This window comes from Neobacillus sp. DY30, from assembly GCF_030123065.1.
Taxonomy (GTDB): Bacteria; Bacillota; Bacilli; order Bacillales; family Cytobacillaceae; genus Neobacillus.
Map to the genome: position 1 here is coordinate 2,609,590 of NZ_CP126093.1, position 17,454 is coordinate 2,627,043.

General features: G+C 40.5%; 14 protein-coding genes. All 14 read left to right on the forward strand.

Going from position 1 to position 17,454, the window contains the following annotated elements; genetic code table 11:
- The first annotated feature begins 312 nt into the window (after positions 1 to 312).
- A complete protein-coding gene (locus QNH29_RS12505) occupies positions 313 to 1,491 on the forward strand; it encodes an acyl-CoA dehydrogenase family protein (protein ID WP_283865621.1) in 1,179 nt (392 codons plus the stop codon).
- Between the two features lie 60 nt (positions 1,492 to 1,551).
- Complete coding sequence (gene fabG / locus QNH29_RS12510; RefSeq protein WP_283865082.1) at positions 1,552 to 2,316, forward strand: 3-oxoacyl-ACP reductase FabG; 765 nt, start codon at positions 1,552 to 1,554, stop codon at positions 2,314 to 2,316.
- 24 nt (positions 2,317 to 2,340) lie between these two features.
- Complete coding sequence (locus QNH29_RS12515; RefSeq protein WP_283865083.1) at positions 2,341 to 2,790, forward strand: MaoC family dehydratase N-terminal domain-containing protein; 450 nt, start codon at positions 2,341 to 2,343, stop codon at positions 2,788 to 2,790.
- Entirely contained in the window at positions 2,787 to 3,188 is a 402-nt protein-coding gene (locus QNH29_RS12520; protein WP_283865084.1) for a MaoC/PaaZ C-terminal domain-containing protein, read from the forward strand. Before QNH29_RS12515 ends, QNH29_RS12520 begins: the two co-directional genes overlap by 4 nt.
- Positions 3,189 to 3,335: 147 nt before the next feature.
- The gene (locus tag QNH29_RS12525; protein WP_283865085.1) at positions 3,336 to 4,109 is read left to right on the forward strand and encodes an SDR family oxidoreductase; all 774 of its coding nucleotides are present in this window, start codon (positions 3,336 to 3,338) and stop codon (positions 4,107 to 4,109) included.
- Between the two features lie 85 nt (positions 4,110 to 4,194).
- The gene (locus QNH29_RS12530; protein ID WP_283865086.1) at positions 4,195 to 5,088 is read left to right on the forward strand and encodes a R2-like ligand-binding oxidase; all 894 of its coding nucleotides are present in this window, start codon (positions 4,195 to 4,197) and stop codon (positions 5,086 to 5,088) included.
- 15 nt (positions 5,089 to 5,103) lie between these two features.
- Positions 5,104 to 6,627, forward strand: coding sequence for an aldehyde dehydrogenase family protein (locus QNH29_RS12535; RefSeq protein WP_283865087.1), 1,524 nt, complete (start codon positions 5,104 to 5,106; stop codon positions 6,625 to 6,627).
- 18 nt (positions 6,628 to 6,645) lie between these two features.
- Positions 6,646 to 7,854 (forward strand): iron-containing alcohol dehydrogenase, encoded by a 1,209-nt coding sequence (locus QNH29_RS12540; RefSeq protein WP_283865088.1) that lies wholly within the window; start codon positions 6,646 to 6,648, stop codon positions 7,852 to 7,854.
- Positions 7,855 to 8,006: 152 nt separating this feature from the next.
- Positions 8,007 to 8,942 carry a manganese-dependent inorganic pyrophosphatase gene (locus tag QNH29_RS12545; protein ID WP_283865089.1) on the forward strand — a complete coding sequence of 312 codons (936 nt, stop codon included), beginning with the start codon at positions 8,007 to 8,009 and terminating at the stop codon, positions 8,940 to 8,942.
- A 352-nt stretch (positions 8,943 to 9,294) separates the two neighbouring features.
- Positions 9,295 to 9,678: a MerR family transcriptional regulator gene (locus QNH29_RS12550; RefSeq protein ID WP_481858797.1), complete on the forward strand. Its 384-nt coding sequence runs from the start codon at positions 9,295 to 9,297 to the stop codon at positions 9,676 to 9,678.
- A 54-nt stretch (positions 9,679 to 9,732) separates the two neighbouring features.
- Positions 9,733 to 11,043 (forward strand): hemolysin family protein, encoded by a 1,311-nt coding sequence (locus QNH29_RS12555; RefSeq protein ID WP_283865091.1) that lies wholly within the window; start codon positions 9,733 to 9,735, stop codon positions 11,041 to 11,043.
- 236 nt (positions 11,044 to 11,279) lie between these two features.
- Positions 11,280 to 11,870: a copper resistance CopC family protein gene (locus tag QNH29_RS12560; protein ID WP_283865092.1), complete on the forward strand. Its 591-nt coding sequence runs from the start codon at positions 11,280 to 11,282 to the stop codon at positions 11,868 to 11,870.
- A gap of 173 nt (positions 11,871 to 12,043) precedes the next feature.
- Positions 12,044 to 12,955, forward strand: a complete 912-nt coding sequence (locus tag QNH29_RS12565) for a copper resistance D family protein (RefSeq protein WP_283865093.1) — start codon at positions 12,044 to 12,046, stop codon at positions 12,953 to 12,955.
- 160 nt (positions 12,956 to 13,115) lie between these two features.
- On the forward strand, positions 13,116 to 17,381 hold the full coding sequence (locus tag QNH29_RS12570; protein WP_283865094.1) for a multicopper oxidase domain-containing protein: 4,266 nt from the start codon (positions 13,116 to 13,118) through the stop codon (positions 17,379 to 17,381).
- The last annotated feature ends 73 nt before the right edge of the window (positions 17,382 to 17,454 follow it).

The window sequence follows — 17,454 nt, forward strand, 5'->3', positions numbered from 1 at the left end:
ATCCTCTCATGGAAGGAAAGTTTTCCTACGATATCAAAAAATATTAATTGCACTATCTATACTACTAAAAAATTAGTCAATATGGAATATCAGTATACTGGAAATCAGCATAATTACAATAAAAATGCCATAAAAGCAGCAAGTAAAAGGAGAGAACTTGCTGCTTTTTTAATAAAAAAACTTGTTTTATCTGAAAGTTCAGAATAAAATTAAGTAGACATACCAACCGGTAGGTATGTATCCGGTTTTGCCTGCATAATCTATTTTAGCGGCTATGATACTAAATTCTAAAAAATGAATGGAGTGAAAGGTATGCATTTACGTCTGACAGATGAGCAAAAAATGGTGCAAAAAACAATCAGAAGATTCGTAGAAAAAGAACTAATCCCATTAGAGAATGACGTATTAAGAAATGAAAGAGAAGGAAAGCCAAGTCTTCCTCCAGAAGTACTTAAAGAACTCCAGTTAAAAGCGAAAGAAGCTGGCTTCTGGGGCATAAATACACCAGAAGAATATGGCGGGGCAGACTTAGGGCAAATGATGATGGCCATCGTATTAATGGAGGTTTCCAAGACATTCGTCCCATTTAGCTTTGGCGGATCAGCAGACAATATCCTTTATTACGGTAACGAAGAACAAAAAAAGAATTATCTAATACCAACGATTAACGGCGAGAAAAAATCTTGCTTTGCGATGACAGAGCCAGGTGCAGGGTCTGATACGAGAAATATAAAAATGACTGCAGTGAAAAATGGAAATGACTGGGTGTTGAATGGAGAAAAAACATTCATTACAGGTGGAAATGAAGCAGATTTTGTCATGGCGATTGCTATCACTGACAAAGACCTGCATCAATCAACTCAGGGGCGTGAAGGTGTTACATGCTTTATTGTCGACCGTGAAATGGGCTGGAAATCTGAGTATATACATACCATGGGAGAGTGGGGACCAGCCGGTCTTGTATTTGATAATGTCCGTGTTCCCGAAGAGAATATTCTTGGTGAATTACACAAGGGTTACGATTTGGGATTAGAATGGATAGGTTTTGCCCGGTGGGTAGTTGGTGCGAGAGCCGTAGGTGCAGCAGAGCGATTATTACAAATGGCTATCGACTATTCAAAGGAACGGGTCACCTTCGGAAAAGCAATTGCGGAAAGACAAGCCATTCAGTGGCAAATTGCTGACTCTGCAGTTGAAATTGAAGCAGCTAAATGGCTGGTACTAAACGCTGCCTTCACGCTTGATCACGGAGAAGACAATCGCCACCTGGCTTCGATGGCAAAGCTTTATGGTGCGAATATGGGGAATAATGTTGTGGATCGAGTTCTTCAAATTCATGGCGGAATGGGTTATACAAGAGAATTACCGATCGAGCGCTGGTACCGTGAAGCAAGACTCTGGAGAATATATGACGGTACAGATGAAATCCAACGTATGATCATCGCACGTAATCTAATAAAAGGACATGTAAAAGTCGGTCAATACGTATAAATAAATGAAAGCGCTACCTAAATGTAGTAGTTTAATAGATTACGTTCAGGAGGAGTAAAAATGGCAGGTAGATTTTCAGGAAGAGTGGCATTTGTAACAGGCGGAAGCCGTGGGATTGGCAAAGGAATTGTTGAACGTTTTGCGGAAGAAGGCGCAAAGGTTGCAATTATTGATTTAAATGAAGATGCATTAGCAGCAACAACGAATGAACTAAGAGAAAAAGGCTTTGAAGTATTTTCAAAGGTTGCCAATGTAGTAGATGCTGAGCAAGTAGAGGGGGCCATCAAGGAGGCATACGAAGCATTTGGTTCAATTGATATTCTTGTCAATAATGCAGGAGTAATCCGCGATAACTTATTATTCAAAATGACAGACTCAGATTGGCAGATGGTCATGGATGTTCACTTAAAAGGATCCTTTAATGCTGCACGTGCTGCCCAAAAATATATGGTCGAAAACAAATACGGCCGGATTATTAATATCTCCTCTACGTCAGCTCTTGGTAATCGCGGCCAAGCGAATTATGCTGCTGCTAAAGCAGGATTACAGGGCTTCACAAAGACCCTTGCGATTGAGCTAGGAAGGTATGGAATTACGGCCAACTCTGTTGCCCCTGGATTTATTGAGACTGAAATGACCAAGGATACAGCTGCAAGAATTGGTATTCCATTTGAGCAATTAATCCAGCACAGTGTAGCAAGCATTCCTGTTGGAAGAAGCGGAAAGCCTGAGGATATTGCTCATGCTGTTGCCTTTTTTGCCGATGAGAAATCTTCTTTTGTAAATGGTCAGGTTATTTATGTTGCTGGGGGACCTAAAAATTAATTGATAGAAGCGAGGGGAAGATTATTGTTCAGTGAACAAGTAGGTAAACGTTCCACGAAAGTGAAAAATGTAGTGGAAAGAGGCGCGGTAAAGAAATTTGCAGAAGCTATTGGCGACCTTCATCCCATTTATTTTGATGAAGAAACAGGAAGAAATTCACGCTATCAAAACAATATTGCCCCGCCAACATTCCCGAGGACGTTTGATTACGGGGAGATTGAGGGATTAAATCTGCCGGGTAAAGGATTAATTCATGGGGAGCAAACTTTTCTTTACGAGCGGCCCCTAGTCGTTGGGGAGGAGCTTTTTTGTTACTGCGAAGTGAAGAGATACTTTGAGAAAAAAGGTAATTTTGGTGAACTGGGTTTTCTTGTGTTAGAAAGCTTTGGTGAAGATTTAGGCGGCTACGTGATCTTTAGTTCGACATCTACTATTGTTATTTCTGAAGCAGTAAGGAAGGTGCTGATAAAATGAGTACTCTTACGCAATTAAAAGTGGGTGAATCTATAAAAGAAGTTCAGTTAAAACCGGTCTCACGTATTGATTTAATAAAGTATGCAGGTGCCTCCGGTGATTATAATCCTATCCATACCATAGATGAGGAAGCGGCCAATGCCGGTCTGCCAGGGATTATTGCACATGGAATGTGGACCATGGGGAATCTTGCAAAGCTGTTTACGCCATATTTTGAAGAGGGCTTTGTCCAGGATTACTCCATCCGGTTTAAAGGAATGGTCTTTTTAGATGATATCATTACCCTTAAAGCAACCTTAAAGGAAGCAGCTGACCATAAACTGCGCTTTCAAGTTCAGGCTGTTAACCAAAATGGAAATGTAGTGTTAAAAGGGGAAGTTTTGTTTAACCAATACTAAATCATGGATTTCTGTCGGTCATTGAAGGAAGCCTGGAGTGACCGGAGAACATGAAGAAAGAGCAGTAGCGTCACTCCGGCTAGTTTGAACTAGGTGGAATGCAAAATTTCAATAGAAAAAGTCAGTATATCAGTAGGAGGAAACGCCATGCATGTGAAAGATTTATTTGATTTAACAGGAAAGGTGGCAATTGTGACAGGCGGCGGGCGAGGACTGGGTCAGCAAATTGCTGAAGGGTTTGCTGAAGCAGGTGCCAATGTTGTGTTGTGTTCAAGGAAACTTGAGGCATGTCAGGAAGTAAGTGAAGAGTTAAAGAGAATCGGCGTGGAAAGCCTTGCCATAAAATGCGATGTAACCAATCCAGAGGATGTACAAAATGTAGTTGACCGTACATTAGAAAGTTTTGGGAGAATCGATATCCTCGTAAATAATAGTGGGGCGACGTGGGGAGCCCTGGCAGAAGAAATGCCGCTCGAGGCTTGGAAGAAAGTAATTGATGTAAATGTAACAGGAACATTCCTAATGTCACAGACTGTAGGTAAAGTTATGCTTGAGCAAAAATCAGGAAAAATCATAAACATTGCTTCTGTTGCAGGTCTTAAGGGAAGTAATCCTCAATATATGAATGCGATTGGCTACAACACATCTAAAGGCGCGGTCATTACTTTTACAAAGGATTTAGCAGTAAAATGGGGGCCGCACGGTATTTATGTAAATGCAATAGCTCCCGGGTTTTTCCCTACGAAAATGTCAAAAGGATTGCTAGAGAAAAGCAGTGAAGGCATTCTAAAAGGCACTCCATTGCGTAAGTTTGGTTCAGATACAGATTTAAAAGGGGTTGCACTTTTCCTAGCGGCACCTGCCTCTGATTTTATCACAGGGGACATCGTTGTCGTAGATGGAGGAGCACACGCAATGTAGAGTGATTCCTGGTTACATACGGGTGATATGGCACGAATCGCAAGACCATTGCGGAAATGAAGATTTAATAACTAGGAGGTCTAAAATGACAGAGAGAAAAATGTTAACGACAAGTAAAAGAGGATTGTTAGAGGATTCATTTCCGTATCGTTTATATCAAAAAGCAAAAAGACTAGGTACATGGAATCCTGCGGATATCGATTTTACCCAGGACACACGAGATTGGAAAAAACTTAATCACGAACAGCAGGAAGATATCCTCCGCTTGATTTCACAGTTTCAAGCAGGGGAAGAAGCCGTGACACTAGATCTTCTGCCATTGATCATGGCCGTTGCAAAAGAAGGGCGTCTCGAGGAAGAGATGTTCTTAACAACATTTTTATATGAAGAAGCAAAGCATACCGAATTTTTTCGGCTAGTATTAAATGCTATTGGTGAGAAAGGCGATTTATCGCATTACCATACGGATACGTATAAAAAAATCTTCTATGAACTTCTTCCAACTACGATGGACCGTCTTGTGACGGACCAATCCCCAGCATCCATTGCAGAAGCCTCCATTGTGTATAACATGTTTGTCGAAGGTGTCCTAGCTGAAACCGGCTATTATTCTTTTTACCAAGCTCTAGAAAGTGCACGTATCATGCCAGGTCTCTTAGAGGGCATAGGTAATTTAAAAAAGGATGAGTCCAGGCATATAGGTTATGGAACCTTCCTGCTTCAGCGATTAATTTGTGAGCACCCGCATCTCTTTGATTTTGTAGCGGCAAAAATGACTGAATTGACTCCATTAGCCTTAAAGTTAAATGAAGAAGGAATCGCAGGAAGGGAGGTAAGCGCATTTGGCGGTGATCCTGCATTGGTAATGGATTTTACACTTAGACAGCTGTCTGTAAGGATGGAGATACTTGCACGTGCAAAAGGTAAAAAAATCGAAGAGATTTATAGATTCTCAGATAGTGAATTAGGCGTACTTTAAAAAGGAGGAGCTAAAATGACCGTAAAAGTCGAGGTACAAAGTTTTCCGCTGTTTATTAATGGAAAGTGGGAACCTGCAAGCAATCAAGAAACTTTTGATGTCTTTAACCCGGCAACTGGTGAACTTGTGGCAAAGGTAGCAAAAGGGACAGTGGCCGATGTGGATCGTGCAGTCCAGGCTGCAAGAGACGCGTTTGATAACTCCGACTGGAAAAATATGAATCCGAAAGACCGTGCCAAAGTCCTCTATGCTATTTCCTATCAAATTGCTGCACATGCGGAGGAACTGGCGTATTTAGAAGCAATTAGTTCCGGCGGTACAGTACGAAGAATCGGCAATAGTGATATTTTACAAATGTTAGATTTGTTCCAAACACTTGCAAACTTTACATTACAGTACCCATTCTCTGAAACGTTGCCAGTCCCTCCATTTCCAGGACCCGCACATAATTTTGTCTGGCGGGAACCGATAGGAGTGTGTGCTGCGATAACACCTTGGAATTTACCAATGGTCATAGCAACCTGGAAAATTGCCCCTGCACTAGCGATGGGTAATACAGTGGTGATTAAGCCAGCAAGCTATACCCCGTTATCTACTCTTAAGCTGGCTGAAATAATCTCTAATGTTGTGCCGCCAGGGGTCATTAACGTAGTTACAGGTCCTGGTACTGAAATTGGTGAAGCACTAGTTCGTCATCCAAAGGTGGACAAGGTAGCTTTTACTGGTTCAACAGAAGTAGGAAGAAGAATTATGGGATTGGCTTCCGAAACAATAAAAAATACAACCTTGGAGCTAGGTGGAAAGTCACCGAATATTCTTTTAGAGGATGCGGATCTAAGTATTGCCCTCCCAGGCAGTCTGTTTGGAGTATTTTTACATTCTGGTCAGCTATGTGAGAGTGGAACCCGCCTGTTTGTACCAGATTCCTTATACGATCAAGTCGTTGCCGGTCTTGTCGCTTTAACTAGTAAGTTAAGGCTGGGAAATCCGCTTGACCCAATGACAGATGTAGGACCGGTAATTTCTAAAAAACAAAAAGAAACCATTCTTTCTTATATTGAGGCTGGTATACAGGAGGGGGCGACCCTTGTTTGCGGGGGCAAGGAAGTGAAGGTTCCTGGCTGTGAAGATGGATATTTTGTAGAACCAACCATATTTACCAATGTTACAAATGATATGAAAATTGCGCAGGAAGAAATTTTTGGGCCAGTGTTATGTGTAATTCGTTATTCTGAGTTAGAAGAAGCCATAAAAATGGCAAACGATACGATTTATGGTTTAGCGGCAGGGGTTTGGACACGTGATGTTAATAAAGCCTATGAGGTTGCAAGAAAACTGCAGGCAGGTGTCGTTTGGATAAATGATTGGCATATGCTTAGAAGCGATGCACCATTTGGCGGATATAAACAAAGTGGGATAGGCAGAGAAATGGGACAGCAATCGCTCAATGCCTATACACAAACAAAGCATGTTCACACGTCCATGTCCCCGGAGCTTGATAGACGCAGCTGGTATGGAATTCTGTTCGGCCAAAACTAATGAAGAGGTGAAGAAGAAATGAAAACTTCCTTATCACAGTTTATGCTTCGCACTGGCATATACAGCGGTTCAAATTCAAGGGCGATGGTACCGAGCTTGTTTGCAGGACTGGGTGCAAAAAGAGTCGTCCTTTTAAGTGACCGTGGGCTGGAGGCCGCCGGTGTCGTCCAAAAGGTTGCCGAAATTTTTAGCTTAACGGGACATGGCAGCGGGCCCCAGTTGGTTGGACAATTTCTAGATATCTCTCAGGATGCGGAAAGCCGTTGCATAAATGAGGCTGTCTCCTATGTCAAGGAAGTAGGCGGAGACGCCCTGCTGGCAGTTGGCGGAGGCAGTGTATTAGATACCGTAAAAGGGGTGAAATATGCACTTCATAAAGGTCTTGCGGATATAAAAGATGCCATTCCAGGCGGTCTGTTATATGAACAATTTCCAAAGGCAAACTTTATCCCAATTCCGCATATTGCGATACCGACAACTGCAGGAACAGGGTCAGAGGTTTCACCAATTGCAGTTATTTTTAATGAAGATATACAAATGAAAACAAATATTATCAACCCATTCATAAATGCAGATATGGCTATCCTTGATCCTGATTTAACGGTTGGACTACCTCCATATATCACAGCCTTTACTGGCTTTGATGGCTTAACGCATGCAATTGAAGCACTGGCTTCGCCAACCGCAACAGCGCTTACAGATGCTTATGCCCTGCATGCGATTCGGTTAATTGAAAAAAATCTCCCAATCGCCGTGGCAGAAGGTACAAACTTAGCCGCCCGTATGGATTTATTACAAGCAAGCCTAATGGGGATAACCGCTTTTAGTTTTGCCTTGAATGCGATTCCGGTACACAATATGGCACATGCCTATGGTGCATTATTCCGCATTCCACATGGCTTAGCCAATGCCGTCTTCCTGCCTGTTGTTATGGAAATGGTTCCTACACTATACATGCCAAAGGTAAAAGAGCTGGCTGAAGCATTAGATGTTGAGGTAAAAGGTAATAGTGCTGAAGAGGCATTAGCGAAGGTTGTAGAAAAAATTCGTTTACTTCAGCAAAAGGTTGGTCTTCCTGCGGATTTCAAACAGTACAATATCTCAGAAGAAAATCTCACGCAAACAGTCCCAGCTGTCATGAAGGACCCGGCAGCACTTAGCTTCCCAATGCCAAAAGAATTAATTGCAGCGATTGGCCAAAGAGTTGTCCCTCTTGGAGTAAAATAAATTAGTGACCTAGCCGGCGAATGCACAATTCGTTGGCTAGGTTTATATTTTTTTTTTGAATACTGTGAAAGAATCATATATAATTTTCGTTAGGGTCAAACTCGAGTAATGGAGCTTGTCTACATATATTAATACGATTAGGAGTTATCACAATGGAAAAAGTACTTATTTTCGGCCACAAAAACCCTGATACAGATACGATTTGTTCTGCAATTGCCTACGCAGATTTGAAAAAACAACTTGGCATGGATGTAGAACCAGTACGTTTGGGCAGTGTAAATGGTGAAACTCAATATGCGCTGGACACGTTCAAAGCAGAAGTACCACGCTTAGTTGAAAATGTAGCCTCTGAAGTAAATTCAGTTATTTTAGTCGACCACAATGAGCGCCAGCAAAGTGCTAATGATATCGCAGACGTTCGTGTTTTAGAGGTAATCGATCACCACCGTATCGCTAACTTTGAAACAAGTGATCCATTGTACTATCGTTGTGAGCCAGTAGGCTGTACAGCAACCATCTTAAATAAGATGTACAAAGAAAATGGCAAGGAAATCAAAAAGGAAATTGCCGGACTTATGTTATCAGCAATTATTTCAGATTCATTGCTGTTCAAATCCCCAACTTGCACACCAGAAGACGTTGCGGCTGCAAAAGAATTAGCTGAAATTGCTGGTGTTGATGCAGAAACTTACGGACTTGAAATGCTAAAAGCTGGAGCAGATTTAAGTGACAAGAGCATTGAAGAGCTCATCACTTTAGATGCAAAAGAATTCGAAATGGGTTCAAGCAAGGTAGAAATCGCTCAAGTAAACGCAGTAGATACTGCTGAAGTTCTAGCTCGCCAAGCAGAGTTAGAAGCTGCAATCTCAAAAAATATCGAAGAAAAGAACTTAGACTTATTCTTATTTGTGGTTACAGATATCTTAACAAATGACTCTGTTGGTTTAGCACTAGGCAGTAAAACCAACGCAGTTGAAAAAGCATACAACGTTAGCTTAGAAAATAATACAGCAGTCCTAAAAGGCGTTGTTTCCCGTAAGAAACAAATCGTCCCAGTACTGACTGATATTTTTAACCAAGGGGTTTAATAATAAAGGAACCGTTCTTATTTTATAGGAACGGTTTTTTTAGTTTTTAAGGCTGTGTTAAAGTAAACTATTGATTTAAGAACCTGTTGATTTGTGCGGAAGGTGCGAGACTCCTGCAGGAGTACGGGACAGGGGAGACCCCGCAGGCGCATAAGCGCCGAGGAGGCTTCCCGAACCGCCTGCGGAAAGCGAAGCGCCTAGAGCACAAATCAACAGCCAAAATTAACACAGCCTACTTAAATTCAAAACTATTACGTTGACTGTACAGTTTTGATTATGATAATATTATATAATAATAGAAAGGGGTGAGTAAGTTGGGAAGTTGTATCGGATCGGCGAGTTAGCCAAACTAATGAACACCTCCAAAAGAACAATCGATTATTACACCCAAATAGGCTTACTAAACCCTATTCGGACGGACTCTAATTATCGATTGTATGGAGAAGACTGCATTAAAATTATCAATTTAATTGAACATTATAAAAATCTTAATATGCCTCTCGAGGAGATTAAGTCTTCCATTGAGTTAATTAAGGCAGAAAACTGTCTTGATAAGCAAAAAGTGGAAAAGCATTTTGAACAGATTGGGATTTTAATGCGTCACCTTAAAGAAGAAATTGAAACAATTGAACCAATACTAGATAAATTAAACAGCAGTCAAAAGGAAATCGTGAAAAACAAACTTTCTTCGCAAGGCGTACCTTTAGCCCAAACTTTATTATTATTACTAAGTTAAACTTACAAAAACCAGGAGGTGTATTCCTTACTTATTATTTAAGTAAGGAGACCATTGACCATTATCAACTTGATTGTGATTGCAATTTTAATTGGCTTTACGGCATTCTTCGTGTCTTTCGAATTTGCCATCGTAAAAATCCGTAGTACACGAATTGATCAGCTCGTATCAGAAGGCAATAAAAAAGCAATTGCGGCTAAGAAAATTGTTTCAAATCTAGATGAATATTTATCTGCATGTCAATTAGGTATTACTGTTACTGCATTAGGTTTAGGTTGGCTGGGTGAACCAACCGTTGAACATTTATTACATCCATTGTTTACTCATTTAAATATTCCTGAATCTGCAGCAGGAATTCTGTCCTTTGTTATTGCTTTTGCGTCTGTAACCTTTTTGCACGTTGTAGTAGGTGAACTGGCGCCAAAAACGATTGCCATTAATAAAGCAGAGGCAGTTACGTTACTTTTTGCAAAACCGATGATACTTTTTTATAAAATCATGTATCCATTTATTAAAACATTAAATGGTTCTGCCCGCATTATTGTTGGAATCTTTGGTTTGAAGCCTGCTTCAGAACATGAAGATGCACACTCAGAGGAAGAACTTCAGTTAATTATCTCTGAAAGCTACAAAAGCGGTGAAATCAATCAGTCTGAATACAAATATGTAAACAATATCTTTGAATTTGACGATCGTATTGCAAAAGAAATTATGGTTCCGCGTACCGAAATCGTCGCTTTTGACAAATCACAAACATTAGAAGAATGTTTAGAAATTGTAAAGGCAGAAAATTATACAAGATACCCAGTAATTGATGGTGAAAAAGATAATATTGTCGGAATGCTGAACATGAAGGAAGTTTTGACAGATTATATTAGCGGTAAAAACCTTGATACATCCATTGAAGAATATACCCGGCCGGTAATTCAAGTTATCGAATCGATTGCCATCCATGATTTATTAGTTAAAATGCAAAAAGAACGTGTTCATATGGCAATTTTGATGGATGAATATGGCGGGACGGCAGGTTTAGTTACAGTTGAAGATATTCTTGAAGAAATCGTCGGGGAAATTCGAGATGAATTTGACGAAGACGAAGTTCCCGAAATCAACAAAATTAGTGAACATAAAACAGTTGTGGACGGGAAAGTTTTAATCGACGAGGTAAACGATCTATTTGGACTGGACATTCATGATGATGAAATGGATACGATTGGCGGATGGATCCTTTCAGAGAAAATGGATGTAGTTGAAGGTGATAAAATTAACTATGGCGATTATGAATTTAGGGTACTTGAGATTGATGGGTACCATATTAAATTGTTAGAAATTGTAAAGTTAATGAAACAGGAATCTATAGCGTAAACATTCCCCCCTCTTGTTATAAAGCAAGAGGGGGTTTTTTTGTTTGTAAAATCATAAAATGTTCGAAAAATAGTGAATGTGGTTGGCATTTGTCGAACGAATAATAAAGGGGTTTAGGAGATTTTTACTTAATATATAGTGTAATAGATTCTATCTAAAGTACTAGTTTTGAGGGCCGATTGTACTATTAATATTTTTTATGGAATAGTATTTAGAAAATGCAAAGGAGGATTATCTTGAAAAAATTCAGCTTGTTAGTTTTGTGTATTTTGGTTTTGATCCCTTCTATGGTTTCTGCTCATACCCATATTGCGGTATCTAACCCGTCCGAGGGACAGATAGTAACGGATGAATTAAAAGAAATCACTCTAACCTTTGATGGGAACTTAGAAAAGTTAAGCTCAATGAAAGTAGTAAAGAATGGAACAGAGTTAACAGGTCTACGGGTACAAATTGAAGCAGAAAAAATGTTTGGAATCATACCGGAGCCTTTAGAAAATGGAGACTACGTCATTCAATGGAATATAGCTGGGGAAGATGGCCATCCGATCACAGGTGAAATAAACTTTACTGTTCAAAAAGAAGATAAGAGTGATGATCAAATTACAACAGTACCTGACCAGGGGCAAGATTCATCAGGCGTAAATGAAGATAGCAAGACTACTACAGATGGTAGTGATGAGAGTAAAGAAGTAAGCAGCCAAAATCAGAATATTAGTTCAGAAGAAAATAGCAAATCCAATAACACCACGATCATAACCGCTATTGGTTTCGTGATTATTTTAGGGGTTGGACTGCTGCTTTTAAGGAAGAAACCATTACTATGAACCTATTCACTCCTATTGCGGATTTTGGTAATTACCTGTTTTTTTGCCTGTTAGTAGGATATGTTGTTTTACAATTTGTACCACAATCAAAAAAACCTACTATACAATTTCCCAAATCATTATTGCTTATATGTACTCTGGGAATTATTATTTTTACATTTGTACCAGTTTTAGTGTTAATTAGGTTTTTTGATGATACAGCAGGGTTTGCACAAGCTGCTGCCTCGGTTATACTAACTACCCAAGTCGGGCAAGGATGGCTGTTTATCACAGTGTTTGCCATTTTCTTATGGTTAACTTTTTATTTAGAGCGCTCTAAATATATTCAAGGATTCTGGATTGTTTTGATGATGATCGCAATTGGTTATAGCAGTCATGTCTCATCTCAATCGTTTGTGGTGGGAATATTCTCTCATACCACACACTTTCTTATGGTAACCATCTGGGTCGGTGTTCTGTTTCATGTCTCGTGGTTTTCTAGAGACAAACAACATTGGTCAGAGTTTTTACAATGGTTTACGCCCCTGGCCATCGTATGTATAATCAATATTTTTGCTTCAGGGTTTGTTATTATGTTCACCATTGAAAAGCCTGCAGAATATCTTGATGGCTGGGCAACACCTTACGGCAGAATGTTATTGTTAAAACATATTAGTATCATTCCTATTATTCTTTTCGCTGTCATAAATGGCATTCTTTCTAGGAAAGCCTCTACCTTCTCTGATTATGAACCTCGTAAATGGCTAAAATCTGAAAGTTTAATTCTGCTGCTAGTTTTCTACTTTACAGCTGTATTGGGCACATTATCACCTCCTTATGAAATGCCGCCAGCTGCTCAAACAGTTGAAACGCCAACATGGGTTGAATGGCTTTTTGCAAAAGATATTCTTTTACCAATAGAAGTCGACATTGCTCCCACGTTTTTAACTGTCTTGTTGATTAGCGTTGCCTTACTTTTTCTATTGCTCATTATAATCAGTTACAAAAAAATGAGCCCAGTATTTGCAACCCTATTTGGCGGCTGTTTCATTCTCACTTTATACTTAGGTTTAATTTTTTCATGCGCACTCTATCCAGTTATATGAGCAATGGAAGCGCATTGCTCTCTTTTTTTACTATATTTGTAGTATAAAAGACGGAGGGTGCGAAAGAAGTAATATTAAATTTGACCCAGTCATAACATTTTATTGCACCAGGGAACTATTGCATACATACTACTGGGAAAAAACGAAAGGGGTACAAAGGTTGCAAAAGAAGTCTTATTTCTTATTGGTTAGTTTCCTTATCTTATTTTCAATTGTATCTCTTACAGTCGTTTTTCTTGTTCATTCCTCAGAATTGAAACATGCCCTTGCAATGGATAAAGCAAGACCTTTGACCGTTGTACAGAATAACGAAAAACTTTCTTCAAGTGGAAAAAATATAGTTAAAACAGCGAATAGAACCCAAAGCATTAAATCGCAAACCAATGGTACTACTTCGTCTATTGATGATTCGAACGAAGCGATTATCCAAACGAAAGCAGCACAGACCAAGACTGCCTCTGTGTCCTTGGCCAGTTTAGACATGCCTAATGAAAAATGCCTAAAGGGTGCAAGTGTTCGCAATTTTACCATTACAGCTTTCCAGATAGATATGGTTTACAACAAGTTTGGAGATCACGACCCCAAAGCAAAAATATATGCCTTAAAAGAAGATGAAGAAAGAATACGATCAGCGGTCGCTGAAAACCCTGGGATACCAGTAAAAGAAATTCAACCGTTGGCACTCCGTGCGAATAAAGGTGATTGCATTCAAGTTACTTTTAGTAATCAATTAAGTGAGAAGGCCTCCATCCATATTGAAGGTGTGGGATATGATGTGAGGGGGTCAGATGGCACACAAGCTGGATATAATCCAGATTCCACTGCCGCACCATACACTGAAATTAAATACACATGGAATGCGGTGGACGAAGGAACCTTCTTTTTTTACAATGGTTCAGACCTGACTTACTTTACTGATCCTTCTGGCGGAAAGGGAACAATGGGTGATGGTCTATTTGGAGCACTTATTGTTGAACCAAAAGATGCAACCTGGACCGACCCGGTAACCGGTGAAGAGTTAACGAGCGGATTATACGCTGATATCCATTTACCGGATCAACCAGATTTTCGAGAGTATACTTTGTTTTTCCATGACGGTATTAGCGCACAATTTGGTACACCGCCGCCTCCTGGAACACCAGAAGAGGAAGAACCACACGAAGAGGGACCACATGAAGAGGGACCACATGCAGAAGATCCTAACGAAAAAGAACTATATGCTGTTAACTACAGAGCAGAACCGATGGATGAACGTTTGAAAAATGCAATGGGGGAAGACGGAAAAGATCCGACCATGTTTTATTCATCTTGGGTTTTTGGCGATCCAGCAACACCAATTACGAAATCATATGTTGGTGACCCTGTTAGATACCGTGTAATCGGGGCCAACAGTGATGAGAATCATGTATTTCATCTCCATGGACACAGGTGGAAAAGTGATACGAAGAAAACAAACACTGTGGACTCGGATACATTGAATATCGGAGATACTCAAACGGCTGAATTAGCATTTGGTGCAGGATATGACAAGGACAATACTGGTGCACCAGGAGATTATTTATGGCATTGTCATTTGTTCCCGCATTATATAGAAGGTATGTGGGGATTGATGAGGGTCTATGATAAAGCCCAGCCGGACTTGCTGCCATTACCCGATAGAAAAGCACCAACTAGTCCTACGGAACAGAATCCCGGTTTCCCCAATTATATACCAGGGAAATTAGGCAAACGTGCCCCGAAACCGCCAGACCCAGAATTACGTCCGGCCACGGAACCAGAAAAAGCAGCATTAGGTGCTTTAGTACCTGGAGCACCAAATTTTGACCGCTGTCCAAAGGATGCGCCAATTCGGAAATATGACATTGTCGGTATTCAAACTGAAATTATCTACAATAATGAAGGCGATCGAGATAAAGAAGGACGAATGTATGTCCTAGCAGAAGACGAACAAAAAGTGTTAAGCGGGGAATTAAGACCACGTCCACTTGCGATTCGTGCAAATCAGGGGGATTGTGTAGAGGTTACATTAGAAAACCATCTCTTTAATGCAAAGGAACCAAATGCATTATCGATACACATCCATTTTGTAGCTTATGATCCGCTGGGTTCTGACGGAACTTCAGTCGGATGGAATTATAATCAGGGTACAGAAACAGGAGAGAAAATCCGCTATCGATGGTATGCAGATGAGGAAGGATCCATCTTGTTCCACGATCATATGTCTGCTGGTGAAAAAGGATTCCATGGAACCTTTGGTACTTTGATTGTTGAACCAAAGGGCTCAAGATGGCTGGACCCGAAGACAGGTAAGGAAATCAGGTCTGGTACGGAAGCCATGATTGTTCACCCGGAAAATGAAGATTTCCGTGAACAAGTTCTCATTTATCATGATTTTGCTAGACTTTGGGATAAAAATGGCAGCCTGCTTCCATTGGAGACGGATCCTTCAAATATCCTGCATGCGCATGGGTATGCAGCCGTGAATTATTCCAATGCCCCCTTTTTCAGAAGAAATCATGCAGACCCTGCTTATGTGTTTAGCTCATGGGTACACGGAGATCCGCAAACGCCAATTATTCAAAGCTATCCTGGAGATCCGATTAAAATTCGTTTAATCCAAGGGGCACATGAAACTCAGCATAATTTTAATGTCCATGGGTTGAGCTGGAAGCGTGAATCTGGAGTAGAGGATTCAGAACTAACGTCGACGCAAACCATTGGTATGTCTGAACAATTTACAATGGACATTCAACCGAACCCTGTAGGGGTTAAACAACGTGACTATTTATGGTCATCACAGCCCATTGAAGATTTGTGGAGCGGATTATGGGGCTTTGTTAGAGTATGGGGTGAAAAAACACCGCTTCTGCAAAAACTCCCTGATCGCCCGCAGCTGACAGCAGCGGTTGTACCTTGGAAGGTAAATCAGATGAAAAAAAATGGTAAACAGCCGCCAAAGGCTCTATCACCTGGAAACCCTTGTCTGCCAGGTGCTATGGTAAGAAAATTTGAGATTACTGCATTTATGAAAGACATTGTTTATAACAAATATGGTGATCATGATCCTTTTGGAATCATGTTCTCTCTTACAAAAGATTATTTAGATATTAAAAATGGTAAGAAAGCAACTGAACCGCTAGTTATTCGGGCAAATGAAGGGGAATGTATTCAGGTCACGTTATCGAATCAACTGCCGCTGGATCCCCCAGAAAATCAAGCGGAACCTTCATTATTAATGGCTGATCAAGTAAATTGGAAGAATTCTAATCGTGTATCATTGCACCCGCAGATGGTGCAATATGATATGCAGGGGTCTGACGGTGCGACAATTGGCTATAACTATGACCAAACCATTGGTCCGGGTGAAAAAATTACCTACAAATGGTATGCAGATAAAGAATATGGTGGAACCATTCTTTATGACTATGGGGATATCCGCAGTCATCGCCTTCATGGTGCGTACGGTTCGCTTATCATCGAACCTAAGGGATCAAAATACCGTGACCCAAAAACCGGTGAGGAAATATTGTCAGGTGCACGAGCAGACATTATTGTTCCGCAAACGCCTGATTTTAGAGAACAGGTGTTAATGTTTTCCGATGGTCTTTATACCATAGGCAAGGATGGAAGTATTCCAACGCCAAGTGCCGCCAACCTTGATCTGGAGGATCGTGGAGAAAAAGGCATCAATTACAGCTCTGAGCCGTTCAAACATCGATTAGCAGCTAACCCAGATAAATCTCTTATTTTTAGTACCATCATCCATGGAGATCCGTCAACACCGGTACCGGAGGCTTATGTAGGTGACCCCATCCGGTTAAGGGTAATGCAGACAGCTGACCGCTCAAGAGGGAGTGTATTTACTCTTCATAGTCATCGCTGGCGTTACCAATGGACAGATCCTAATTCAAAGCTTGTTTCCAGCCAAGGCTCTCTTACACCAGGTGAAACCTTGGATATTATCCCTGTACAACACGACGGTCTCATGAATCAAGTGGGAGATTATGTATATCGGGAAATGAAGTTAAGAAGATATTTGGAAGGCGGTTTATGGGGAATGCTTCGTATTCATAATCAGCCAAAATATCAACTGCAGACCTTGCCTGACCGGCGTCCACAAGAGCCATTTAATCTGAGTGGAGTACTATCAGTAGACAAGAAGATTATTAGCTTCCAATGGAGAGCTAATGTTAACCCAAATATTGTTGGCTTTAATTTTTATCGGACCACATCAACAGCAAGAGGATACCAACGGATAAATGGCAGTATCATTCGCTCACTATCCTATACAGTGCCAGTAAGTCCAACTAGCCCTAATTATTATTACACTGTTACCGCAGTGGATAAGTATGGAAACGAATCATTATATGCAAAACCTATATTAGTAGATACAGCCTTAAAAAGATCCGCCATTGCGCCTAAATAATAGTAGATGTGATTCATAGGATGGAGGGGGAGAACGCTCGCTACCTCCATCTTTTTAGTTGTTTTTTTCTAGT

Bases quoted from the DNA above. Each gene is read 5' to 3' on its own strand.
- QNH29_RS12540 (WP_283865088.1), top strand. From the start codon at position 6,646: ATGAAAACTTCCTTATCACAGTTTATGCTTCGCACTGGCATATACAGC.
- QNH29_RS12520 (WP_283865084.1), top strand. From the start codon at position 2,787: ATGAGTACTCTTACGCAATTAAAAGTGGGTGAATCTATAAAAGAAGTT.
- QNH29_RS12535 (WP_283865087.1), top strand. From the start codon at position 5,104: ATGACCGTAAAAGTCGAGGTACAAAGTTTTCCGCTGTTTATTAATGGA.
- QNH29_RS12530 (WP_283865086.1), top strand. From the start codon at position 4,195: ATGACAGAGAGAAAAATGTTAACGACAAGTAAAAGAGGATTGTTAGAG.
- fabG (WP_283865082.1), top strand. From the start codon at position 1,552: ATGGCAGGTAGATTTTCAGGAAGAGTGGCATTTGTAACAGGCGGAAGC.
- QNH29_RS12545 (WP_283865089.1), top strand. From the start codon at position 8,007: ATGGAAAAAGTACTTATTTTCGGCCACAAAAACCCTGATACAGATACG.
- QNH29_RS12550 (WP_481858797.1), top strand. From the start codon at position 9,295: ATGAACACCTCCAAAAGAACAATCGATTATTACACCCAAATAGGCTTA.
- QNH29_RS12525 (WP_283865085.1), top strand. From the start codon at position 3,336: ATGCATGTGAAAGATTTATTTGATTTAACAGGAAAGGTGGCAATTGTG.
- QNH29_RS12505 (WP_283865621.1), top strand. From the start codon at position 313: ATGCATTTACGTCTGACAGATGAGCAAAAAATGGTGCAAAAAACAATC.